Origin of the sequence: Janibacter massiliensis (assembly GCF_900289115.1) — a bacterium.
Classification (GTDB): Bacteria; Actinomycetota; Actinomycetes; order Actinomycetales; family Dermatophilaceae; genus Janibacter_A; species Janibacter_A massiliensis.
On the sequence record NZ_LT985196.1, the window covers coordinates 1,263,736 to 1,285,649 of the forward strand.

Consider the following 21,914-nt stretch of genomic DNA (forward strand, 5'->3'; position numbering starts at 1 on the left):
CGGGTCCACAGCGGCCGGTCAGCGGTGGGACGCCGGGGTCGCTCCGGGCACCGTCGACCCGTGCCTGCTCGACCCACACCGCTCCCGCCCGAGCTCGCAGACCGCGCGTTCACCCTCGCAGAGGGCCTGGACGCGGGCGTCGGCATCGGCCGCATGCGAGGATCCGATCTCTTCCGCCCGACCGCCGGGGTCAGGTCGGCCTCCCCGTGCCCGGACCTGCGGTCGCTCGCCGCTGCGACCGCCCTCGGGCTGCCCCGTGGGACCGCCTTCTCCCACGCCACCGCCGCACTGCTGCTCGGGCTGCCCGTCCCGTGGGCGGTGGCGCGGGCGCCCGGCCCTCTCGACGTCATGCGGGAGACCGATGCCGCGCCCATCCGGCGCCGGGGATGTCGGTTTCACCGCGGGCTGGAGCGCCGCCGGGTGATCGAGGTCGGGGGGCTGCTCGTCACCTCTCCGATCGACACCTGGTTGGACCTCGCCGTGTGCTGGGGCCGGACTGACCTGGTCGTCCTCGGGGACGCGATCGTCGCGGCCGGATGGGCGAGCCCGCAGGTTCTCCGTGCGCGGGCCGAGGCAGGTCGCGGACGCAGGGGGATCCGAACAGCACGTGCCGCCGGAGATCTTGTTCGCGTCGGATCCGCCTCTCCGCAGGAGAGCCGGTGCCGGTGCCTGTTCGTCGACGAGGGCCTGCCCGAGCCACGGCTCAACGTCGAGCTGCGCGACCCGTACGGCTTCCACGTCGCGACCGTGGACTTCCTCTGGCGGGAGTCGAAGGTCGTCGGCGAGTATGACGGGGACCAGCACCGGACCGATCGCCGAGCGTGGCGGTACGACCGCGCCCGGCGGGCCCGGATCGAGGACCTCGGCTGGACGTACGTCGAGATGGACGGCGACTCACTCCGACCCGGACCCGTCCAGGACGCTCTGCTCGCCCGCCTCCGTCGCCTGCTCCTGTGACCGTACCGAGCCGCCGAGATGCCTTTTTAGGCTGGCATGAGGCGTCGGTCGGCACCGAAATCGATATCTCGGGGCAAGGCGGGCAGGATGGGCGGATGACCGAGCAGATCGACGTCGTCGACGTCATCAGGACGAAGCGGGACCGCGGCACCCTCGACGACGCGCAGATCGACTGGGTGATCGACGCCTACACCCGCGGCGTGGTCGCCGACGAGCAGATGAGCGCCCTGGCGATGGCGATCCTCCTCAACGGCATGGACCGGCGCGAGATCGCCCGCTGGACGGCCGCGATGATCGCCAGCGGCGAGCGCATGGACTTCTCCGGGCTCGGCCGTCCGACCGCCGACAAGCACTCGACCGGGGGAGTGGGGGACAAGATCACCCTCCCGCTGGCGCCGCTCGTCGCGGTCTTCGGCGTCGCCGTCCCGCAGCTGTCCGGGCGCGGGCTCGGCCACACGGGCGGGACCCTCGACAAGATGGAGTCGATCCCCGGCTGGCGCCCCGACCTGTCGACGGAGGCGATGCTCGCCCAGCTGCGCGACGTCGGTGCCGTCGTCTGCGCGGCTGGCTCCGGCCTCGCGCCCGCCGACCGCAAGCTCTACGCGCTGCGCGACGTGACCGGGACGGTCGAGGCGATCCCCCTCATCGCCAGCTCGATCATGAGCAAGAAGATCGCCGAGGGCACCGGCGCGCTCGTCCTCGACGTCAAGGTCGGCAGCGGCGCCTTCATGAAGACCGAGACCGACGCCCGGGAGCTCGCGCGGACGATGGTCGCGCTCGGCTCCGACGCGGGCGTGCGGACCGTCGCCCTGCTCACCGACATGTCGACCCCGCTCGGCCTCACCGCGGGCAACGCGCTCGAGGTCCGCGAGAGCCTCGAGGTCCTCGCCGGGGGCGGACCGGCCGATGTCGTCGAGCTCACCGCCGCCCTCGCGGTCGAGATGCTCGCCGCTGCCGGGCGGCCCACCGACGAGGCGGAGGTCCGCGCCGCGCTCGGCGACGGTCGGGCCATGGACGTGTGGCGGGCGATGATCCGGGCCCAGGGCGGCGACCCCGACGCCGAGCTGCCGACCGCGAGGGAGACCCACGTCGTCACCGCCCCCGCCGACGGGGTGCTCGAGCGGCTCGACGCCCTCGCCGTCGGGGTCGCCGCGTGGCGCCTGGGCGCCGGCCGCGCCCGCAAGGAGGACCCGGTCCAGGCCGCCGCCGGGGTCGAGCTGCACGCCAAGCCAGGCGGCGAGGTCCGCGCCGGCCAACCGCTGCTCACCCTCCACACCGACACCCCCGAGCGCTTCGACCGTGCGCTCGCCGCCCTCGAGGGCGCGTGGGAGCTCGCCGCACCGGGCACGGCGCTCGAGCCCCGCCCCCTCGTCATCGACCGGATCGCCCAGGAGGCCCCGCATGCGTGAGACCACACCGACCACCGACAGCGTCGACGTCTGGGCCCGCGCCCCGAAGGTCCTGCTCCACGACCACCTCGACGGCGGCGTGCGCCCCGCGACGGTCCTCGAGCTCGCCGACGAGACCGGGCACGACCTGCCCGTCTCCGGCAAGGACCGGACGGCCGGGGGCCTGGCAGCGTGGTTCCGCTCGGCGGCGGACTCCGGCTCGCTCGAGAGCTACCTCGAGACCTTCGCGCACACGGTCGGGGTCATGCAGACGGAGGCCGCGCTCGTCCGCGTCGCCCGCGAGGCCACCCTCGACCTCGCCCGGGACGGCGTCGTCTACGCCGAGATCCGGTACGCCCCCGAGCTGCACGTCGCCGGCGGTCTGGAGCTGCCGGCCGTCGTCGAGGCGGTCAACGCCGGCTTCCGCGAGGGGGAGGCGCAGGCGGCCGCCGAGGGCCACGGCATCCGCATCGGGGCGCTGCTCACGGCGATGCGGCACGCCGCGAAGTCCCGCGAGATCGCCGAGCTCGCCGTCCGCTACCGCGACGCGGGGGTCGTCGGCTTCGACATCGCCGGCGCGGAGGCGGGCCACCCGCCGACCCGGCACCTCGATGCGTTCGAGTACCTCCGCCGCGAGAACGCCCACTTCACCATCCACGCCGGGGAGGCCTTCGGGCTGCCGAGCATCTGGGAGGCGATCCAGTGGTGCGGTGCCGACCGGCTCGGCCACGGCGTCCGGATCGTCGACGACATCCGCGTCGGCGGTCCCGACGGCCCGACCGTCACCGAGGACATCGACGCCGCGCTCGCGGCCGACCCGGCGGACCTCCACCTGGGCCGCCTGGCCGCGTACGTCCGCGACCGCCGCATCCCCCTCGAGATGTGCCCGAGCAGCAACGTCCAGACCGGGGCGGCGCCCTCGATCGAGCAGCACCCGATCCGCGTCCTCGACCGCCTCCGGTTCCGCATCACCCTCAACACCGACAACCGGCTCATGTCCGACACCTCGATGTCGAAGGAGGCCGGGCTGCTCCACGAGGCGGCGGGCTGGGACCTCGCCCGGCTGCAGTGGGTGACGACCAACGCGATGAAGTCGGCGTTCCTGCCGTTCGACGAGCGCCTCGCGGTCATCGAGGGGACGATCAAGCCGGGCTACGCCGCGCTCCTGGCCTGAGTGGCCGGGTGAGGGCTCAGGCGACCGGGTCGGCCGGCACGACCCGCTCGCGCAGCGCCGTCTCCCGCCGCAGCCGGCCGGCGTCGCGGGTCCGCCGCTCGGCGAGGACGGCGGCGAGGACGGCCTCCCGGGGTGTCCCGGCGGGCGGGTTCGGCGACACGTACGGCAGCACCCGGTCGATGAGGTCGGACCCGAGGACCTCCCGCGCGGCCGGGGACATCCCGGCGGCCCGGCCGAGGAACTGCCGCAGCGCGACGGCCAGGCCCGGCGGCAGCTCGGCGACGTCGGCGTCCCGCGCCCAGGCGGCGAGCTCGGGCGGCATCGGCACCGGCTGCGCCATCCGCAGCGAGACCCGGTCGTGGATGACGTACGTCCCGGCCGCGAGGTCGCCCAGGCGCTTCCCCCGCCGGTTGAGCAGCGCCGCGACGATCGCGACCATCCCGAAGGTCAGCCACAGCTCGACCCATCCGACGAGGGCCCGGGTCACCGCGTGCCGGGTGACGATGGGGCCACCGTCGTCGCGGACCGTGCGCAGCCCGACGGCGAGCTTGCCGATCGTCCGGCCGCGTGTGATCGCCTCCCACCCCGCGGGCCACACGACGAACCAGAAGACGACGAACAGCAGCGTGAGGGTCGTGCCGACCGCGGTCGACGACGAGCCGATGACGAAGGCGAGACCGACGGTGGACCCGGTGGCGAGGACGTAGAGGACGACGAGGTCGATGAGGGCCGCGCCGATCCGCGCGGGCAGGGAGGCGACCGGCATCTCGACGGCGACCGCCTCGCCCGTGACGAGGTCGTCGCCGAGGTACGAAGCCGGTGCCGACACCCCCGCGGTCATGCCGCCGAGTCTGGCACGTCGCGCAGGGCGGACCACGCCGTCCCGGGCGCGGGCAGCCCTAGGGTGGGCGTGTGGATCTCGACGCCTTCGTCGCCGACCGGTACCCGGCGTGGGAGCGGCTCGACGAGCTCTCCCGCCGCCGCGGCCTCACCTCGGCGGAGACGGACGAGCTCGTCGACCTGTACGAGCGGGTCTCCACCCACCTCTCGCTCGTCCGCAGCACGAGCCCCGACCCCGGCCTCGTGTCCTACCTCTCGGCGGTGCTCACCCGCGCCCGGCTCACGGCGAGCGCCCGCCGGACGACCTCGTGGGGCGACGTGGCGCGCTTCTTCACCCACACCTTCCCCGGCGCCCTCTACCGCACCCGGCGGTGGTGGATCGCGACGACCGTGCTCAACGTGGCGGCCGCCGTGGCCGTCGGCTGGTGGGCGGTCGGCCACCCGGAGTTCTTCGCCGAGCAGATGACGCAGGAGGAGATCGAGGCCTACGTCGGCACGGACTTCGAGAACTACTACAGCGAGTTCCCCCACCACGAGTTCGCGGCGCTCGTGTGGACGAACAACGCGTGGGTGTCCGCGCAGGCGATCGCCTTCGGGGTCCTCGGTCTCCCCACGCTCTGGGTGCTCTTCCAGAACACCGTCAACGTCGGCCTCGCCGGCGCGTTGATGATCAGCCACGGCCGGGGCTCGCTGTTCTTCGGCCTCATCCTCCCGCACGGCCTGCTCGAGCTCACCGCCGTCTTCGTCGCGGGGGCGACCGGGCTGCGGCTGTTCTGGTCGTGGATCGAGCCCGGGGACCGGACGCGCGCGCAGAGCTTTGCTGCCGAGGCGCGGTCGGCGTTCGCCGTCGCCCTGGGGCTCGTCCCGGTGCTCCTCGTGTCCGGGCTCATCGAGGGGTTCGTCACCCCGTCGTCCCTGCCCACGTGGGCCCGGATCGTCGTCGGGGTCGTCGCGGAGACGGCCTTCCTCGCGTACGTCGTCGTCCTCGGCCGACGGGCCGCGCGGGACGGGGCCACCGGCGACCTCGACGAGGTCGACCGCGGCGCGAGCGTGCCGACGCTCGGCTGACGCGGCCCCTGCTCAGAGCAGGCCGTGCCGCTTGAGCATGAGGTAGTGGTCGGCCAGCCGGGGCGGGAGCTCGTCCGGCGAGGCGTCGACGACGCTCGCCCCCAGCCGCTCGATCGCGGTGGCGGTGCGTCGGCGGAGCATGAGGGTCCGTTCGGCCGCTGCGGCCGCGTACGCATCGCCCGCGGAGCCGCGGACGGCGGCGAGCGCCTCGACGCTCGGGTCGGCGACCGAGGCGACGACGACCCGGTGGTGCGCGACGAGGGCGGGCAGGACGGGCAGCAGCCCCTCCTCGACGGCGGCGGGCTCGAGCGCGGTGAGAAGGACGACCAGACCCCGACGGTTGCCCCGCCCCGTGAACGCGGACACCAGCCGCGGCCAGGACGCCTCCAGGAGCACCGGGTGGACCGGCGCGAGGTCGTGGATGACGTCGGCGAGGACCTTCGTCCCCTCGGCGCCGCCCGTGCGCACCCGGACCTCCTGGTCCCCGGCGACGACCTCGACGCGGTCGCGCGCGTGCCCGGCGAGGGCGACGAGCAGGAGCGCGGCGTCCATCGCGGAGTCGAGCCGAGGGACGTCGCCGATCCGCCCCGCGCTCGTCCGCGAGGCGTCGACGACGACGATGATCCGCTTGTGCTGCTCCGGCTGCCAGGTCCGCACGACGAGGTTCCGGCGCCTGGCGGTGGCCCGCCAGTCGATGCTCCGGACGTCATCGCCGTCGACGTAGTCGCGCAAGGAGTCGAACTCGGTTCCCTGGCCGCGGGTGCGGCTCGCGGCCCGGCCGTCGAGCTGGCGGAGCACGGCCAGCCGGCTCGGGACGTGGCGCCGGGCGGGGAAGGGGTGCAGGGCACGGACGCGCCCGGGCAGCTCCCGGGAGTGCTGGCGGCCGGCGAGCCCCAGCGGTCCGCCGGTGCGGATCGTCACCCGGTCGGCACGCACGTCGCCGCGTCGGGTGGGGACGAGCCGCTGGCGCAGCCGGACGCGTTCGCCCGCACGCACCCGGAGGCGATGGTCCCGGGGAACGAGCCCCGCGCTGGGCTGCCAGGCGTCCCGCAGCCGTCCGGTGACCCGTCGACGCAGCGGGTTCGTCACGAGCAGGTTCGCCCCGAGCGGCTCGCCGAGACGGACACGGTCGCCCTCGGGCTCGCGGACGACGACCAGCCGGCGCGGCGACGGTGCGAGCCCGACGTCCAGCGCCACGAGCAGGAGGCACAGCAGCCACCACCACCGCACGCTCGCGTACCCCGGCCAGATGACCGTGGGCACGAGACCGAGCGCGACGAGGGCCGCCGCGCGCCAGGAGAGGTACATCAGCGGGGGACCGGCACCGCACCGAGCGCACTGCTGAGGACCGAGCCGACCCCGACTCCCTCGAGCTCGGCCTCGGGCCGGAGGGAGAGGCGGTGCGCGAGCGTGCCGTGCGCGAGCGCCTTGACGTCGTCGGGGGTGACGAAGTCCCGACCCGAGAGCCACGCCCAGGCTCGGGCGGTCCCCATGAGCGCCGTCGCGCCGCGGGGGCTCACCCCGAGGGACAGGGACGGGGAATCCCGCGTCGCGCGGGCGATGTCGACGATGTAGGCCGCGACCGCGGGGTCGATCCGCACCCGACGGACGGCCGCCTGGGCCTGCGCGAGGTCGTCGGCCGAGGCCACGGGACGCACTCCCGCCGCGCCGAGGTCGCGCGGGTCGAAGCCGCTCGCGTGCCGGACGAGGATCTCCACCTCGTCCTCGCGTGGCGGGAGCGGCAGCGTCACCTTGAGCAAGAAGCGGTCGAGCTGGGCCTCGGGCAGGGGGTAGGTGCCCTCGTACTCGACGGGGTTCTGCGTCGCGGCCACCATGAACGGGCTCGGCAGCGGCCGCGGCGTGCCGTCGATGCTCACCTGCCGCTCCTCCATCGCCTCGAGCAGGGCCGACTGCGTCTTCGGCGGCGTCCGGTTGATCTCGTCGGCAAGGAGGAGCTGGGTGAAGACCGGACCCTCGCGGAAGGTGAAGTCAGTGTCCCGCTCGTCCCACACGAGCGAGCCCGTGAGGTCGCCGGGCATGAGGTCCGGGGTGAACTGGACCCGCTTCGTCGTGATGTCGAGGGCGGCGGCGAGGGACCGGACGAGCAGCGTCTTCGCCACGCCGGGGACCCCCTCGAGGAGGACGTGGCCGCGGCAGACGAGCCCCAGGAGGAGCCCGGTGACCGCGGCGTCCTGCCCGACGACGGCCTTGGCGACCTCCGCCCGCACGTCGAGCAGGCGGCGGCGCACGTCGTCCTGGGGGACCGGGGCCGGGGGGCCGCTGGGTGGGGCATCGGGGCGCGTGGCGTGGGCACCGCGCGGCTGGGGGGTCTCGGTCATCGGTGGCGCACTCTCTTCTCGAGGTCGGACAGGTCGGTCGCGAGCCGGGCCAGCGCCGGGTCGGAGTCGGGGACGGGGCCGAGCAGCCGGTCGTGGACGACGCGGGGCTCGAGCCCCGAGAGCGCGGCGGCAGGCTCCAGCAGCGCCTCCACCGGCGCGCCGGGGTCGGCGGCCAGGGCCGAGCGCAGACGGGTGGTCGTCGCCGTGCGCAGGATGGCCGTCATCCGGGCCCGGTCGCGGGAGCGGCGGTAGAGGCGGGCCCGGCTCGTCGTCGTCTCGCTCGCCCGGACGACGACGGGCAGGGGCTCGGTGACGACCGGGCCGAGGCGCCGGCCCCGGGCGATGCCGAGGACGACGACGGCGCTGGCCAGCAGCAGCATCGCCGGGCCGAACCACGCAGGGACGACGGACGGCGTCTCCTGGCCCGCCACGAAGAGGTCCTCGGGTGCCGAGAGGTACCAGACGAGCCGGTCGTCCCGGCCGAGCGCCCGGACGGCCACCCCGGCGTGCGCGGACTCACGGATCTGGCCGTTGCGGAGGATCTCACGGGCGCCCAGGATCGTCGTCTCCGGGCGTCCGTCGGCCGCGGGCACCGTCACGAGCGCGCCCGCGGGCCCGGTCGACCCCGCCGGCGCGCCCGCCGCCGACCCGGGCTGGGGGAAGCACACGCGGACCCCCTCCGCGCCCGGCCGGGCCCGGTACAGCGCGGTCGAGGCGGTGAGCGCATCGCCAGGCCGGACGAGGGGGCTCTCGCACCCCGCCTCGAGACGCCCGACGCTCGAGGTCGTCCGGGTCGAGACGGGGACACCCAGCGCCTCGATCTGGCGCGAGCTCGGCCCGACGACGACGAGATGGTCGGCGCCCCGCGAGGCCGCGAGCACCCGCCCGACGTTCCCGGGCGCAAGGTCGGACGGGTCCCCGACGAGGACCGTCACCCCCGCGGTGTCGGCACGCTCGAGATCGGCGAGCGAGCCGACCACCTGGACGTCGACGCCGTGGTCGTCCAGGACCCGGGCGAGCGCCATCGTGCCGTCGTGCTCGGGGTTGGCGGGGTCGTCGGGGCGCTCGGACCGACCGCTGTCCCGGGTGACGAGCGCGAGGAGGGCGGCCACGGCGAGCGGTACGACGATCCAGAACAGCGCTCGCCGCAGCGTCGGGGGGAGAACGGTCCGGCGCCCGGCCGCTGCGCTCACGGCGTCTCCCGCGGGAGCTCGGGGCGGGTCCTGGAGAGACGGGCGTCGAGGTCGAGGACGGACCCGGCGACGTCGGGGCCGACGTGCTCGCGGCCGTAGCGAACCCGGTCGAACGATCGTGCCGCGGTCTCGAGCGCATCACGGTGGTCGGGGAACACCGGGCCGAGGAGCCGGGCGATCTCGTCGGCGGTGCGACCGGGCGCCCCGTCGAGCAGGGTGCGCTCGTCGGCCCCCACGGCGATCGCCCGGTAGGCATCGAGCGTCGCCTCGTCGTTCCGGCCGGCCGACAGGTGGGCCCGTGCCCGACGGCGGTACTCCTGCGCCCCCACGCCCACCTCCTCGAGGACGGCGCCCTGCTCGTCATCCCGGCCGACCCGCCGGTCCCGGCGCAGCACGAGCACGATGAGCACGAGGAGGGCGAGGACGACGAGTCCGACGACGAGCAGCGTCGCCCAGGGCGGCAGCCCGCCCCCGGGCCCCGACCGTGAGGACAGCAGGTCCTGCAGCCGGTCGAGGATCCGCTCGACGACCGACCGCCGGTCGCTGTAGACGCCCTTCTCGAGCTCGCGTGCGAGCCAGTCGCGCGCCTGGGGCGAGTCCGGGTCGAGCGGCGGGTCCTCGAGCCTCACGTCGGTGGGCCGGGCCGGGTCCAGGGCTCCGGCGCGCCGTGGAAGACCGTCTGGACGAGGGCGACGTCGAGGCCCTCCTTCCGGATGCGTTCGTCGATGTAGAGCATGACGTCGCTCCCGGCGCTGAAGGGCACCGTGAGCGCCAGGCTCAGGAGGAGGGCGAGCGCGACGACGACGCCGATGAGGGCCGGGGCGCGGTCGCCGTCGACGCCGAGGAGGGCGAGGACGATCGCCCCGATGAGGACGAGGGGGAAGTACACGATCTGCTGGACGAACCCGACGAGCAGCGAGGTGAGGAAGCGGATGCCGATGATCTTGAGCACGCTGCGCCGGGACAGGGCCAGGGAGCGGCGGACGGCGGCGAGGGGTCCGAGCCGTTCGACGACGACCGCCACGGGCGCGAAGGCCACGCGTGCCTGCAGGTAGAGGCTCCCGGCGACGAGGACGGCATACACGGCGACGAGGAGGACGACCCCGGCGACGAGCAGCCCGTCCGACTCGGTCTGGACGCCGGCGATGGCCAGGGCGGCCGGGACCGCGAGCAGGAGCGCCATGAGGAGAAGGCTCACGAGGGCGAGCCCCAGGTACAGGAGGACGAGCGCGAGCAGGCGGCCCCGGACGGCCCGCCACGTCCCTCCGAGCGACGCCCGCCGCCCGAGCATCCCCTCGGTCAGGACGGGTCCCATCGCCGCGGTCTGCAGCGCGACGACCGCGAACATCACGACGGTGAGGACCGCCACGCCCGCCAGGAGGGTCTCGTCCGGGCCCGTCCCGCTCGTGCGGGAGAACCAGGTCGCGAGCCCGATGGCCGGGAGCGCGATGATCGCGAGGACGAGCATCGCCGCACCGACGGTCGGGGTGGGGTTCGCGCGGATGGCCTTCGTCACGGCCCCGTACACGTCACCGAGTGTCAGCGGGCGCAACGGGGCGATCCCGGGGCGCAGGTCCGGTCGGAATACGGGCTGGTCCTCGGAGCCCGGTGGGAACCCCTGCTCCGCGCCGGGCGGCAGGCCTCCGGTGGCCGCGCCCGACCCGTTCTCCGGCGCGGCCGATGCGGGCGCGCCCGGTGCGACCCACGGTCCCTGCGTCACGATGTGCTCCCCCTGCGTGCTGGTCGGCGGCCCGGCTCTCGGGCCGCCCCGCGTCAGTACCCGGTCTGCTCCGTCACCAGGACCGGGTCCGTCCCAGCGGTCGGCACGACGAGCGTGCCCTCGGCCTGGCGCTGCTCGGCCTCGGCGACGAGCGCGGTCGTGCTCGAGGTCCCGATCCGGGTCGCTCCCGCCGCGAGCATCGCCAGCAGCGTGTCGACGTCCCGGACGCCCCCGGACGCCTTGACCTCGATCGGCTCGGGCGTGGCGGCCCGCATGAGGGTGACGTCCGCGACGGTCGCGCCGCCCCCGGCGAACCCGGTCGAGGTCTTGACGAAGTCCGCGCCGGCCTCGGCGGCCAGACGGCACCCCGTCTCCTTCTGCTCGTCCGACAGCAGCGACGTCTCGAGGATGACCTTGAGGATGCGGTCCTGCGTGTGCGCGACCTCGACGACCGCGGCGATGTCGTCCCGGACCCGGTCGTGGTCCCCGCCGCGCAGCCGCCCGATCGCCAGGACCATGTCGAGCTCGGTCGCGCCGTCCTCGAGCGCCTGCCGGGACTCGGCGACCTTGGCCGTCGTGGACGTCGACCCGTGCGGGAACCCGATGACGGTGCAGACGCGGGTGCCCGAACCGGCCTCGCGCAGGTGCGCGGCGACGTCCGCGACGTCGCCGGGGCGCACGCAGACGCTCCACACGCCGGCCTCGGACAGCCCGTCGAGCGCGCCGAGGACGTCCTGGGGCGTGAGCTCGGGCTTGAGGAGCGCGTGGTCGACGAGGCCGGCGACGTCGGCCGCGGTGAGCACGGCGCCGGGGGCGTAGGGCGAGCGGTGGTCCATGGCGGCCACCCTATCGACGGGGCTCGACGACGGACGTCGCGTCACCTGCCGTGAGCAGCCTCGAGGGCGGCGGCGACCCGGCCCGGTGAGGCCGGGGTGGCCCCGGCCTGCACGAGGCGGTCGACGACGCGCGGCTCGACCCGGTGCAGGGCCAGGCCGCGGCGGAGCAGCAGCAGGGGCGGCTTGCGGGCCTCGCGCAGGTCGCGCACGAGCCGCAGGAGCGCGGTGAGCGCGCGAGGGCGGGTGACGCACCACGCGGAGGCGAGCAGGCCCCGCTCGCGCAGCGGGCCGACGAGCTCGGCGACGAAGATCCCCTCGGCGAGGACCGGGGCGCCGGGTGCCGTCGCCACGGTCCGGGTCCCGGTACGGCGGCTGGTCGAGATGTCGTAGGACGGGACGCGTGCCCGGCCGGTGCGGACGAGCTCCTCGAGCGCGGCGATCGCGTCCTCGGCGTTCCAGGAGCGCGGGTCGTCCCAGTCGACCGCGTCGAGGTCGCTGGAGCGGGGGAGGCCGGGCTCGTCGCCGTCACGGTAGAAGTCGTCGAGGCGCACGACGCACCACCCGTGCCGCCGGGCGAGCCGGTCGGCCAGGCGCGACTTGCCCGCCCCGCTGGGTCCGCCGAGGAGGACGACGACGGGTTCGGGCGGCAGCACCCGCGTAGTGTAGGCGCGATGCCCCTGCCGTCGCGCTCGAGCGAACCCGCCGGATCATGGGGCCGACCCGTGCTCGTCCTGCGGCAGTGGCCGACGGTCGTCGGCGGGGTCGTCGCCGTCCTGGCCGGCGCCGCGCTCGCGCTGTCCTCCCTCGCGGCGCGTGAGCCGTTCCCGCTCGTCTGGTGGGGTCTGGCCCTCGCCGGTCTCGGCTGGTTGCTCGCTGCCGGACCGCGGCTGGCGGTCCACGACCGCGGCCTGGTCATCCGCAACCCGCTGCGGACGGTCCGCGTGCCGTGGGAGCGCTTCGACCTCGCCACCGCGCGGTGGGTGCTCATCGTGTGGGCCGGTGACGTCAAGCACGAGGTGTTCGGCATCGTCTCGCACGCCGATCGCTCCGCCGGACGGGCCGGGTCGCCGACGGGCGGGGTGCTCGGTGGCGGTCGGCTGGCCGGCGCAGCGGACGAGCTGAGCGGCCGTCCCGGGGAGCGGGCCGCGCGCCCGAACGCCGGGCCGGGCCGGGACGCCCGCGGCCGGGTCACCCCCGGGGCCGCCGCCGCGCTCCTCACCGGCGCGCACGAGGACTGGGCCGAGGGCGTGGCCGAGGGAGTGCTCGTCCCGGACCCGGACGCCCGCGTCACGCGGAGCGTCGACCCGGTCGGGGCGCTCGCGGTCCTCGCCGTCCTCGCCGGGGCGCTCGGGATCACCGCCGCGATCCTCGCCTGAGGGCGGCCGGCCCGGTCCGGGCTCAGACGCGGGTCAGCGCCGCCGTCGCGGACCGGACCCGGCGCAGCCGGTCATCGGCCCGCCCCCGTGCCGCGGCGAGGTCCTCCCGGCCGACGACGGGTTCGATCGCCTCGAGGTAGACCTTGAGCTTCGGCTCGGTGCCCGACGGGCGGACGATGACGCGCGTGCCGTCCTCGAGGAACCAGCGCAGGCCCTCGGTCGGCGGCAGGACCGCCCCGTCCGCGCCGGGCCGGGGGTCGCGGAGGTCGTCCACCCGGGTCACGGCCGTCCCGGCGAGCTCGGTCGGCGGCGTCGCGCGCAGCCGGTCCATCACCGTGGCGATGAGGGCGAGGTCATCGACCCGGACGGAGAACGCGTCGGTCGCGTGGACGCCGTGCTGCTGGGCGAGGTCGTCGAGGACGTCGAGCAGCGAGCGGCCCTGGCTCTTGAGGATCGCGGCGAGCTCCGCGACGACCAGCGCCGCGGTGATCCCGTCCTTGTCGCGGACGACCTCGGGCGCGACGCAGTACCCGAGCGCCTCCTCGTAGCCGTAGTGCAGGCCCTCGACGCGGGCGATCCACTTGAAGCCCGTGAGGGTCTCGACGTGGCGGACCCCGACCTGCGCCGCCATCGAGGCGAGGAGCCGGGAGGAGACGATCGAGCACGCGAGGACGCCCCCGTCCGGGACCCCCCGGACGATGAGGTGCGAGGCCAGCAGCGCCCCCAGCTCGTCGCCGCGCAGCAGCCGCCAGCCGCCCTCGACCCGCGCGTCGGGCACCGCGGCCGCGCAGCGGTCGGCGTCCGGATCGCTCGCGACGACGAGGTCGGCCCCGATCTCCCGGGCCCGGGCGAGGGCGAGGTCGAGCGCGCCGTCCTCCTCGGGGTTGGGGAAGGCGACGGTCGGGAACGCGGGGTCGGGCTGCGCCTGCTCGGTGACGGCGATCGGCTCGGGGAAGCCCGCCTCGGCGAAGGCCCGCCGCACGGTCTCGCCGCCGACGCCGTGCAGGGCGGTGTGGACGACGGTGAGCTCGCGGGGGGCGCCGAACTCGGTCACGCCGACCGCCCGCTCGAGGTAGGCGTCGAGGACGTCATCGCCCGCGACCTCCCAGCCGTCGTCCGCCCGGGGGACGTCGGCGACCCGCGCGACGGCCGCGATGCGCCCGGCGATCTCCACGTCGACCGGCGGGACGATCTGGCTGCCGTCGCCGAGGTAGACCTTGTACCCGTTGTCGTCCTTGGGGTTGTGCGAGGCCGTGACCATGACTCCCGCGTCGGCGCCCAGGTGGCGGATGGCGAACGCGAGCACCGGCGTCGGCAGCGGCCGGGGGAGGACGATCGCCCGGCAGCCGGCGGCGGTGAGGACCGCGGCGGTGTCACGGGCGAAGTCGTCCGACCGGCGGCGAGCGTCGAGACCGACGACGACGGTCGGCCTGTCCGGCGCGTCGTGCCGCGCGAGCAGCCACGCGGCCAGACCCGCGGCGGCCCGGATGACGACGGCGCGGTTCATCCGGCGCGGGCCGGCACCGATCGTCCCGCGCAGCCCGGCCGTGCCGAACTCGAGCATCCCGGAGAAGCGGTCGGCGATCTCGGCGCGCGCGGCAGCCGCGACCGGCCCGCCCCGCTCCGAGAGGTCGACGAGCTGGTGCAGCTCGCCGCGGGTCTGCGGGTCGGGGTCGTCGTCGATCCACTCGCGCGCCGCGGCGAGGAGGTCGTCGGTCACGACCTCGCTCGCCCCGTCACCGTGACGGCCGACGTACGAGCCCCCCTCGCCGCTCATGCCGCGTCCTCGACGATCGCGCGGACGACGTCGGCGACGAGCCGGCCGCACCGGTCGGCGGCGGCCCGGCCCGCGGCGACGACCTCCGCGTGCGAGAGCGGGTCCGGCGAGATCCCCGCGGCGGCGTTCGTCACGAGGGAGATGCCCAGGACGTCCATCCCGGCCTCGCGGGCGGCGATCGCCTCGAGCGTCGTCGACATCCCGACGAGGTCACCGCCGATGATCCCGGCCATCGCGACCTCGGCCGGCGTCTCGTAGTGGGGTCCGCGGAACTGGACGTAGACGCCCTCGTCGAGCCCCGGGTCGACCGACCGCGCGAGCTCCCGCAGCCGCGGGGTGTACAGGTCGGTGAGGTCGACGAAGGTCGGCCCCTCGAGGGGGGAGTGCGCGGTGAGGTTGATGTGGTCGCGGATGAGCACCGGGGTCCCGGGACGCCACTCCGGTCGCAGGCCGCCGCAGCCGTTCGTCAGGACGATCGTCGACGCGCCGCAGGCCGCTGCGACCCGGACGGGGTGCACGACGGCGCGCACGCCACGGCCCTCGTAGAAGTGGGTGCGCGTGCCGAAGACGAGCACCCGCGCGTCGTGCCCGGAGACCCGGACCGAGCGGATCGTCCCGTGGTGGCCGGGCACGGCGGCGGGGTGGAAGCCCGGAACATCGGTGTTGGGGATCTCCGCGATCGTGTCGCCGACGAGGTCGGCCGCGCTCGCCCAGCCCGACCCGAGGACGAGGGCGATGTCGTGCCGCTCCGCACCCGTCCGCCGGGTGATGACGTCGGCGGCCTCGCAGGCCAGGGCGGTGGGGTCGGAGTCGTGCTCCGCCGTGGTCGTGGGCAGATCGCTGCTCATCTGCGCAGGCTAACCCGGGGTGGTTGGATGAGGCGGTGACCACACCGGCCGGCCCCAGCACCGTTCCCTCGCGCGTCGTCGTCGTCGGGGGTGGCCCCGGCGGCTACGAGGCCGCCCTCGTCGCGGCCCACCTCGGTGCGAGCGTCACCGTCGTCGACAGCGACGGCCTCGGTGGCGCGGCGGTCCTCACCGACTGCGTGCCGAGCAAGGCGCTCATCTCGACCGCCGACTACATGGCGCAGTTCGACAAGGCCGCCGACCTCGGGGTCGCGCTCGTCGACGACGACGGCGACGAGATCGCCGACTCGTCGGCCGAGCTGGGCGCGATCAACCGCCGGATCCTCCGGCTCGCGAGGGCGCAGTCGGCCGACATCGAGGGGCGCCTGAAGGAGGTCGGGATCGCGGTCGTCCACGGCCGCGGCCGCCTCGCGGGTCCGGGCACGGTCGAGGTGCTCGACGAACGGATCGACCCCGTCGAGCCGGTCGAGGGAGCGCCCGCAGACGCGACCGACGCCGCGCCGGCGCGGACGCTGCAGGCCGACGTCGTCCTCCTGGCCACGGGGGCGACCCCGCGGACGATGGCCACCGCCGAGCCCGACGGGGAGCGCATCCTCACGTGGCAGCAGGTGTACGCGCTCAGCGAGCTGCCCGAGCACGTCGTCGTCGTCGGCTCCGGTGTCACGGGGGCCGAGCTCGCCGAGGCCTACCTCGGGCTCGGCGCGAAGGTCACCCTCGTCTCCTCCCGCGAGCGGGTCCTGCCCGGCGAGGACCCCGACGCGGCGCAGCTCATCGAGGACGTCTTCCGCGGACGCGGGATGGAGGTGCTCTCGCGGTCGCGGATGTCCTCGGTCGTCCGGGACTGCGATCGTGTGCTCGTGACGCTCGAGGACGGGCGCACGATCGAGGCCTCGCACGCGATCCTCGCCGTCGGCTCCGTCCCGCGGACGGCCGACCTGGGCCTCGAGGACGTCGGCGTGGCGACGAGCCCGAGCGGGCACATCACCGTCGACCGCGTCTCACGCACCACCGTGCGCGGGGTGTACGCGGCCGGTGACTGCACGGGCGTCCTGCCGCTGGCCTCCGTCGCCGCGATGCAGGGGCGGATCGCGATGGCCCATGCGCTCGGCGACGCCGTGGCCCCGATCGACCTGCGCGTCGTCTCCGCCAACATCTTCACCGACCCCGAGATCGCCACGGTCGGGGTCTCCCAGAAGGACGTCGACGAGGGCACGGTCGAGGCGGAGGTGGCGGTGCTGCCGCTGCCGCGCAACCCGCGGGCGAAGATGCTGGGGATCCGCGAGGGCTTCGTCAAGCTCTTCTGCCAGCCGAACTCCGGGACGGTGCTCGGCGGGGTCGTCGTCGCCCCGCGCGCGTCGGAGCTCATCTACCCCGTGACCCTGGCGGTCCAGCACCGGCTGAACGTCGACCAGATGGCGAGCACCTTCACCGTGTACCCGAGCCTGTCGGGTTCCATCGCGGAGGCGGCCCGTCAGCTGCACCCCACCCGCGACTGACCGCGTCGCCCACCGACCACCCCCGACCGGACCGACGAAGGAGACCACGATGCCCGAGCAGGACCCGAGCGAGAACCTCGTGCCGAGCAGCATCGACGACGCGCAGCCCGCCCCTGCGGACCGCGACGGCGACGGCGTGCCGTCACCCAACCCGCTGCCCGGGACGGGAGACCCGGAGCCGGGCGACGACGTCGACGCCGTGACCCCGGGTGAGGGCAAGGGCGGCGCCCCGCAGGAGACCCCCGGCGTCCCGAACGTCCGCACCCGCCCCGAGTCGTCCGACGGCGAGCCGGCGGAGAGCGGCCCGGGCTCGTCGGGGCGCACCCACCTCGGCGGCGACGTCGACGGCGACCCGCAGACGCACACGACCGTGCGCTGAGGGACTCGCCCCCACCCGCCGACGACGAGGGCCCCGCACCGGATCGGTGCGGGGCCCTCGTCGTGGCCCGGGCCGGACGTCAGTCCTTGAGCTCGCAGAGGACGGCGCCGCTGCTGACGGTCTCGCCGATCGTCGCGTTGAGCCCGGTGACCGTCCCCGCCTTGTGGGCGTTGATCGGCTGCTCCATCTTCATCGCCTCGACGACGACGACGAGGTCACCCTCGGCGACCTCCTGGCCCTCCTCGACGGCGCACTTGACGATGGTGCCCTGCATCGGCGCGGTCACGGCGTCGCCCGAGGCCGCAGCCCCCGCCTTGCCGCCACCGGCGCGCTTCGGGGCCTTCTTCTTCGCCGTGCCGCCCCCGCCGCCGAGCGAGAGCCCGCCGGGCAGGACGACCTCGATGCGGCGACCGCCGACCTCGACGGTGACCTTCTGGCGCTCCTCGGGCTCCGCAGCCTCGCCCGCGCCGCCGGAGAAGGGAGCGATGTCGTTGACGAACTCGGTCTCGATCCAGCGGGTGTGCACCGAGAACGCCTCGTCCGGGTCCGCCGGGGCGAACGCCGGGTCGGAGACGACCTTGCGGTGGAAGGGCAGGACCGTGGCCATGCCGTCGACGACGAGCTCGTCGAGGACGCGGCGGGACCGCTCGAGCGCCTCCTGGCGCGTCCGGCCGGTGACGATGAGCTTGGCGACCATCGAGTCGAAGGCGCCGGCGACGGTGTCGCCCTCGACGACACCGGCGTCCCAGCGGACGCCCGGCCCGGAGGGGACGCTCATCCGCGTCACGGTGCCGGGGGCCGGCAGGAAGCCGCGTCCGGCGTCCTCGCCGTTGATCCGGAACTCGAAGGAGTGGGCGTGCGGCGTCGGGTCGCCGAACGAGAGGGCCTCGCCGTCAGCGATGCGGAACTGCTCCCGGACGAGGTCGATGCCCGTGACCTCCTCGGTCACCGGGTGCTCGACCTGGAGGCGGGTGTTGACCTCGAGGAAGGAGATCGTGCCGTCCTTGGCGACGAGGTACTCGCAGGTCCCGGCGCCGACGTAGCCGGCCTCCTTGAGGATCGCCTTCGACGCGCGGACGAGCTCGTCGTGCTGCTCGTCGGTGAGGAACGGGGCCGGGGCCTCCTCGACGAGCTTCTGGTTGCGGCGCTGCAGGGAGCAGTCACGGGTGCTGACGACGACGACGTTGCCGTGCTGGTCGGCCAGGCACTGGGTCTCGACGTGGCGCGGGCTGTCGAGGAACTTCTCGACGAGGCACTCGCCGCGGCCGAAGGCGGTCACGGCCTCGCGGACGGCGGAGTCGAACAGCTCCGGGATCTCCTCCATCGTCCGAGCGACCTTGAGGCCGCGGCCACCGCCGCCGTAGACGGCCTTGATCGCGATGGGCAGGCCGAACTCCTGGGCAAGGGCGACGATCTCGTCCGCGTCCTTGACGGGGTCCTTCGTGCCCGGGGCGAGCGGGGCGTTCGCCTTGACGGCGATGTGCTTGGCCTTGGCCTTGTCGCCCAGGGCGTCGATCGCTGCCGGGCCGGGGCCGATCCACGTCAGACCGGCGTCGATGACCTTCTGGGCGAACTCGGCGTTCTCGGACAGGAAGCCGTAGCCGGGGTGGACGGCGTCCGCGCCCGACTGCTTCGCGACCTCGATCAGCTTGTCCTGGAGCAGGTAGCTGTCACCCGGGGTCGAACCGCCGAGGGCGTACGCCTCGTCCGCGACCTTCACGTGCAGGGCGTCGCGGTCGGGGTCGGCGTACACGGCCACGGAGCTCAGGCCGTGGTCGGTGCAGGCGCGGGCGATGCGGACGGCGATCTCGCCGCGGTTCGCGATGAGGACTTTGCTGATGGCCATGGGCGGCAGCCTAGCCCGCCCCCCGGTGCCGCGACCGGGTCGGTTCGAGGGGTGGGCGCACTAGTACCGCGCCGACCCGGAGGCGCAGGCGGGGGCACCGGCCGGGGCCGCGGCGAGGGCCGTTCGGGCCCGGTGACGGGCGAGGTTCCACCCGAGCAGGCCGTCCGCCGAACCACGGTTCTCCGCGAGGCCGGCGACGGCGCGTGCGCAGCTCTTCACCGGCTCCGGGAGGTCGCTGCCCAGCACGGTCGGCGCGGCGTCGTGGCCGAGCTGGCCCAGGTGGACCGCGTCGATCCGGCCGGTGTCGTGGAAGCGCGCGATGTTCCGCTCGGCGACGAATGCCGGCACGTTCCCGCAGGACCAGAGGGCGACGAGGGCCGCCCCGCTCGCCAGTGCGGTCCGCCCCAGGTGGGCTCGCAGCGCCGGTCGGACGATGGTGACCAGCGTCGCGACGAGCAGCAGCCCGAGCCAGATCTCGATGAGGTCGGCCGAGACGCGCGTGACGGTCCAGACGAACGCCCCCTGGTAGAGCGCCATCCGGTGCAGCGCCGAGGCGACGAGGGTCAGCCCGAGGACGCACAGCGAGCCGAGCATGACCTGCATCGTCATCCGGTCGCGTGGTCGGTCGGCGCGGCCCCACGTCCGCACCCCGGCGACGAGGCCGAGGACGAGGGCGGTCGCGAGGGTCAGCTGGGCGAACCCCTGCCGGGCGTACTCGGCGTACGTCAGGCCGGTCGTCGCCAGCACGTACCCGTGCCCGCCGACCATCCCGGCCGTCTGGGCGATGAGAAAAGCCGTGAGGACGGTGAGCGCGACGCCCACGGGGATCTGCCACTCCAGCGGCGGGATCCGGCGCGCCGTCAGTGCGCCGGGCCGGGCGGCGTCGACGGCCGGCGGGTTGATGGCGAGGTACAGGCCGGCAAGCAGCACGGCGGCGACGGAGATCCCGACGACCGCGCGGGCGAGGAGCAGCGCGTCGACCGATGGGACGAGCCGCCCCGCCCACGAGCCGAGGACCGCGTCGGCCGAGGCGAGCAGCCCGCCGAGGACGACGAGGACGGCGAGGCTCGCGACGGTCGTCCGCAGCACCGCCACGCCGTTGCGCATCCGACCGAGCGCGCTGGCCGTCCGGCCCAGCAGAGGCAGGCCGCGCAGGGCGGCCAACGGCCAGGCGAGCGCCGAGAGCACCATGCCCACGACGTGCGTCGCTCCGGTGCACGCGACGGCACCGAGCACGAGCGCGACGAGCAGCGCGACGACGGGGTACGTCATGTCGTCCCGCAGCACGGTGGGCAGGATCAGCAGGAGTCCGAGGGCGACCGTCAGCAGGGACCAGCGGCTCCACCGGCGCGGCGAGGCGAGCCACATCGCCGCGGCACCGGCGAGGAGGGTGACGAAGGCGCCGAGGCCGACGCGGTGACCGGGGACGGCGATCGCGGCGAGCAGACCGACGAGGGCGGCGACGAGGACCAGCCGGGGCTGGGGCGCCGTGACCCGCTCGGCCCATACGTCACGGGCTCGGGCGGAGGACGCGGGCGGCGGGGTGACGGACATGGCCGGACGGTACCGAGTCGAGCGGGAAGGCACCGGGGAGCGGGCTGGGGGCAGGCTGGACGCGCACGGGTGGCGCGGCCGGACAACCGTGGACCGCCGGGGCGACCGGCTCAGACGGGCATGAGGCGGCTGACGAAGGTCCGCAGCTGCTCGATGGTGCGGACCTCGTGCATGTCGACGACCGCGGAGTACGCCGAGGCGACCGAGTCGCCGGAGTCCCACTGGCCCACCGGCTCGGGGTTCAGCCACAGGACCCGGCGGGACCGGGCGACGATCTCCCGGAGCGCGTCGACGTTCGGGTCCGTCCCGTTCGTCCGGGCGTCGCCGAGGACGAGCACCGTCGTGCGGGGGGTGAGCGCGTCGCCCCAGAGCTCGATCATGTCGGCCAGGGCGGTCCCGTAGTCGCTGCTCCCGTGGTGACGCGCCATCGTCGCCGTCGTCGCGACGAGCGCGCGCACGTCGTCCCCGGGTGCGCTGGCGCGGACCTGCTCGGTGATCTCGTCGACGGTGTTGACGAAGCCGAAGAAGCGCACCCGACGGAACCGACCCGACAGCGCCCGCAGCAGCAGCATGGAGAACCGGCTGAAGGCGAGGACCGAGCCCGACATGTCGCACAGCAGGACGACATCGGGCCGGGTGCGGTGTCGGCGGCGGTACACCGGTCGGACGGGGACGCCTCCGGTCGCCATCGCGGCCCGGAGGGTGCGCCGGATGTCGACGGCACCGCGCGAGGCCCGCTTCTGCCGGGCGGCGAGCCGGGTCGCCAGGCGCCGGGCGAGCGGGTCGATGAGGGCCTCGAGCTCGGCGGCCTCGGCGCTCCCGGTGAGGAGGAAGTCGCGGCGCTCGGCGGAGGGGCGCACCCCGTGGCGGGACAGGCGCTCGGTGCCCCGCGCCTCGGCGTTGCGGCGGGTGGCCTCCGTCTCGACCCGGCGCCGGGAGGGGGCCGCCCCGGGCCGCGCCCTTACCCACCGCCCACGGTGCCGGCGAGGCGGGTCTTTTAAAACTCTTAGTCTCCCGCCCACGAGAAAGAGGAGGAAGGTAGTGGGTGGCGGTGTGACGGAAGAGAAAAAAAGAAGACGACAGATAGTAGGTGTAGTGATGAGGA

General features: G+C 75.0%; 20 protein-coding genes. 7 read left to right on the forward strand and 13 right to left on the reverse strand.

The features are described from left to right. The first annotated feature begins 60 nt into the window (after window positions 1-60). From DAA34_RS06145 to DAA34_RS06155, 3 genes are all read left to right on the forward strand, one after another. The gene (locus DAA34_RS06145; RefSeq protein ID WP_106818063.1) at window positions 61-957 is read left to right on the forward strand and encodes a PDDEXK family nuclease; all 897 of its coding nucleotides are present in this window, start codon (window positions 61-63) and stop codon (window positions 955-957) included. 95 nt (window positions 958-1,052) lie between these two features. Then, on the forward strand, window positions 1,053-2,366 hold the full coding sequence (locus tag DAA34_RS06150) for a thymidine phosphorylase (protein ID WP_199847431.1): 1,314 nt from the start codon (window positions 1,053-1,055) through the stop codon (window positions 2,364-2,366). Further along, window positions 2,359-3,519, forward strand: coding sequence for an adenosine deaminase (locus DAA34_RS06155; RefSeq protein WP_106818064.1), 1,161 nt, complete (start codon window positions 2,359-2,361; stop codon window positions 3,517-3,519). The genes DAA34_RS06150 and DAA34_RS06155 overlap by 8 nt, the downstream gene beginning before the upstream one ends. Before the next feature lie 16 nt (window positions 3,520-3,535). Here DAA34_RS06155 and DAA34_RS06160 read toward each other — a convergent pair whose 3' ends face one another. Continuing rightward, window positions 3,536-4,360: an RDD family protein gene (locus DAA34_RS06160; RefSeq protein ID WP_106818065.1), complete on the reverse strand. Its 825-nt coding sequence runs from the start codon at window positions 4,358-4,360 to the stop codon at window positions 3,536-3,538. Between the two features lie 71 nt (window positions 4,361-4,431). Here DAA34_RS06160 and DAA34_RS06165 point away from each other — a divergent pair, with 71 nt between their 5' ends. Further along, window positions 4,432-5,427, forward strand: coding sequence for a stage II sporulation protein M (locus tag DAA34_RS06165; RefSeq protein WP_106818066.1), 996 nt, complete (start codon window positions 4,432-4,434; stop codon window positions 5,425-5,427). Window positions 5,428-5,439: 12 nt separating this feature from the next. On the opposite strand, the gene DAA34_RS06170 is transcribed toward DAA34_RS06165, so the two are convergent. Genes DAA34_RS06170 through DAA34_RS06200 form a run of 7 tightly spaced genes read right to left on the reverse strand, consistent with a single transcriptional unit; the run spans window position 5,440 to window position 12,168 of the window. Then, entirely contained in the window at window positions 5,440-6,735 is a 1,296-nt protein-coding gene (locus DAA34_RS06170; RefSeq protein WP_106818067.1) for a DUF58 domain-containing protein, read from the reverse strand. Further along, window positions 6,735-7,766: an AAA family ATPase gene (locus DAA34_RS06175; protein ID WP_106818068.1), complete on the reverse strand. Its 1,032-nt coding sequence runs from the start codon at window positions 7,764-7,766 to the stop codon at window positions 6,735-6,737. Before DAA34_RS06175 ends, DAA34_RS06170 begins: the two co-directional genes overlap by 1 nt. Next, the gene (locus DAA34_RS06180; protein WP_106818069.1) at window positions 7,763-8,959 is read right to left on the reverse strand and encodes a DUF4350 domain-containing protein; all 1,197 of its coding nucleotides are present in this window, start codon (window positions 8,957-8,959) and stop codon (window positions 7,763-7,765) included. The genes DAA34_RS06175 and DAA34_RS06180 overlap by 4 nt, the downstream gene beginning before the upstream one ends. Continuing rightward, window positions 8,956-9,588: a DUF4129 domain-containing protein gene (locus DAA34_RS06185; protein ID WP_158707641.1), complete on the reverse strand. Its 633-nt coding sequence runs from the start codon at window positions 9,586-9,588 to the stop codon at window positions 8,956-8,958. The genes DAA34_RS06180 and DAA34_RS06185 overlap by 4 nt, the downstream gene beginning before the upstream one ends. After that, complete coding sequence (locus tag DAA34_RS06190) at window positions 9,585-10,679, reverse strand: hypothetical protein (RefSeq protein WP_158707642.1); 1,095 nt, start codon at window positions 10,677-10,679, stop codon at window positions 9,585-9,587. Before DAA34_RS06190 ends, DAA34_RS06185 begins: the two co-directional genes overlap by 4 nt. A gap of 53 nt (window positions 10,680-10,732) precedes the next feature. Next, window positions 10,733-11,515, reverse strand: a complete 783-nt coding sequence (gene deoC, locus DAA34_RS06195) for a deoxyribose-phosphate aldolase (RefSeq protein WP_106818071.1) — start codon at window positions 11,513-11,515, stop codon at window positions 10,733-10,735. A 41-nt stretch (window positions 11,516-11,556) separates the two neighbouring features. Beyond that, a complete protein-coding gene (locus tag DAA34_RS06200) occupies window positions 11,557-12,168 on the reverse strand; it encodes a uridine kinase family protein (protein ID WP_106818072.1) in 612 nt (203 codons plus the stop codon). 18 nt (window positions 12,169-12,186) lie between these two features. Between DAA34_RS06200 and DAA34_RS06205 the strand changes: the two genes are divergently transcribed. Beyond that, entirely contained in the window at window positions 12,187-12,891 is a 705-nt protein-coding gene (locus tag DAA34_RS06205) for a PH domain-containing protein (RefSeq protein WP_158707643.1), read from the forward strand. A 22-nt stretch (window positions 12,892-12,913) separates the two neighbouring features. Here DAA34_RS06205 and DAA34_RS06210 read toward each other — a convergent pair whose 3' ends face one another. After that, complete coding sequence (locus DAA34_RS06210) at window positions 12,914-14,668, reverse strand: phospho-sugar mutase (protein ID WP_199847432.1); 1,755 nt, start codon at window positions 14,666-14,668, stop codon at window positions 12,914-12,916. Next, window positions 14,665-15,516: a purine-nucleoside phosphorylase gene (locus DAA34_RS06215; protein ID WP_106818074.1), complete on the reverse strand. Its 852-nt coding sequence runs from the start codon at window positions 15,514-15,516 to the stop codon at window positions 14,665-14,667. Before DAA34_RS06215 ends, DAA34_RS06210 begins: the two co-directional genes overlap by 4 nt. Window positions 15,517-15,551: 35 nt before the next feature. Between DAA34_RS06215 and DAA34_RS06220 the strand changes: the two genes are divergently transcribed. Next, window positions 15,552-17,030: an NAD(P)H-quinone dehydrogenase gene (locus DAA34_RS06220; protein WP_106818075.1), complete on the forward strand. Its 1,479-nt coding sequence runs from the start codon at window positions 15,552-15,554 to the stop codon at window positions 17,028-17,030. 49 nt (window positions 17,031-17,079) lie between these two features. Beyond that, window positions 17,080-17,409: a hypothetical protein gene (locus DAA34_RS06225; protein WP_106818076.1), complete on the forward strand. Its 330-nt coding sequence runs from the start codon at window positions 17,080-17,082 to the stop codon at window positions 17,407-17,409. A gap of 79 nt (window positions 17,410-17,488) precedes the next feature. Here DAA34_RS06225 and DAA34_RS06230 read toward each other — a convergent pair whose 3' ends face one another. The 3 genes from DAA34_RS06230 to DAA34_RS06240 all read right to left on the reverse strand — a co-directional run bounded on the left by DAA34_RS06230 (window position 17,489) and on the right by DAA34_RS06240 (window position 21,669). After that, entirely contained in the window at window positions 17,489-19,255 is a 1,767-nt protein-coding gene (locus DAA34_RS06230) for an acetyl/propionyl/methylcrotonyl-CoA carboxylase subunit alpha (RefSeq protein WP_106818077.1), read from the reverse strand. Between the two features lie 60 nt (window positions 19,256-19,315). After that, entirely contained in the window at window positions 19,316-20,809 is a 1,494-nt protein-coding gene (locus tag DAA34_RS06235) for a DUF4153 domain-containing protein (RefSeq protein ID WP_106818078.1), read from the reverse strand. Window positions 20,810-20,919: 110 nt separating this feature from the next. Next, window positions 20,920-21,669: a VWA domain-containing protein gene (locus DAA34_RS06240; protein ID WP_234354137.1), complete on the reverse strand. Its 750-nt coding sequence runs from the start codon at window positions 21,667-21,669 to the stop codon at window positions 20,920-20,922. Between the last annotated feature and the right edge of the window lie 245 nt (window positions 21,670-21,914).

Excerpts from the sequence above, each read along its gene's own strand:
- DAA34_RS06150 (WP_199847431.1), top strand. The coding sequence starts at position 1,053 with ATGACCGAGCAGATCGACGTCGTCGACGTCATCAGGACGAAGCGGGAC.
- DAA34_RS06155 (WP_106818064.1), top strand. The coding sequence starts at position 2,359 with ATGCGTGAGACCACACCGACCACCGACAGCGTCGACGTCTGGGCCCGC.
- DAA34_RS06160 (WP_106818065.1), bottom strand. The coding sequence starts at position 4,360 with ATGACCGCGGGGGTGTCGGCACCGGCTTCGTACCTCGGCGACGACCTC.
- DAA34_RS06170 (WP_106818067.1), bottom strand. The coding sequence starts at position 6,735 with ATGTACCTCTCCTGGCGCGCGGCGGCCCTCGTCGCGCTCGGTCTCGTG.
- DAA34_RS06175 (WP_106818068.1), bottom strand. The coding sequence starts at position 7,766 with ATGACCGAGACCCCCCAGCCGCGCGGTGCCCACGCCACGCGCCCCGAT.
- deoC (WP_106818071.1), bottom strand. The coding sequence starts at position 11,515 with ATGGACCACCGCTCGCCCTACGCCCCCGGCGCCGTGCTCACCGCGGCC.
- DAA34_RS06205 (WP_158707643.1), top strand. The coding sequence starts at position 12,187 with ATGCCCCTGCCGTCGCGCTCGAGCGAACCCGCCGGATCATGGGGCCGA.
- DAA34_RS06210 (WP_199847432.1), bottom strand. The coding sequence starts at position 14,668 with ATGAGCGGCGAGGGGGGCTCGTACGTCGGCCGTCACGGTGACGGGGCG.
- DAA34_RS06215 (WP_106818074.1), bottom strand. The coding sequence starts at position 15,516 with ATGAGCAGCGATCTGCCCACGACCACGGCGGAGCACGACTCCGACCCC.
- DAA34_RS06225 (WP_106818076.1), top strand. The coding sequence starts at position 17,080 with ATGCCCGAGCAGGACCCGAGCGAGAACCTCGTGCCGAGCAGCATCGAC.
- DAA34_RS06230 (WP_106818077.1), bottom strand. The coding sequence starts at position 19,255 with ATGGCCATCAGCAAAGTCCTCATCGCGAACCGCGGCGAGATCGCCGTC.
- DAA34_RS06235 (WP_106818078.1), bottom strand. The coding sequence starts at position 20,809 with ATGTCCGTCACCCCGCCGCCCGCGTCCTCCGCCCGAGCCCGTGACGTA.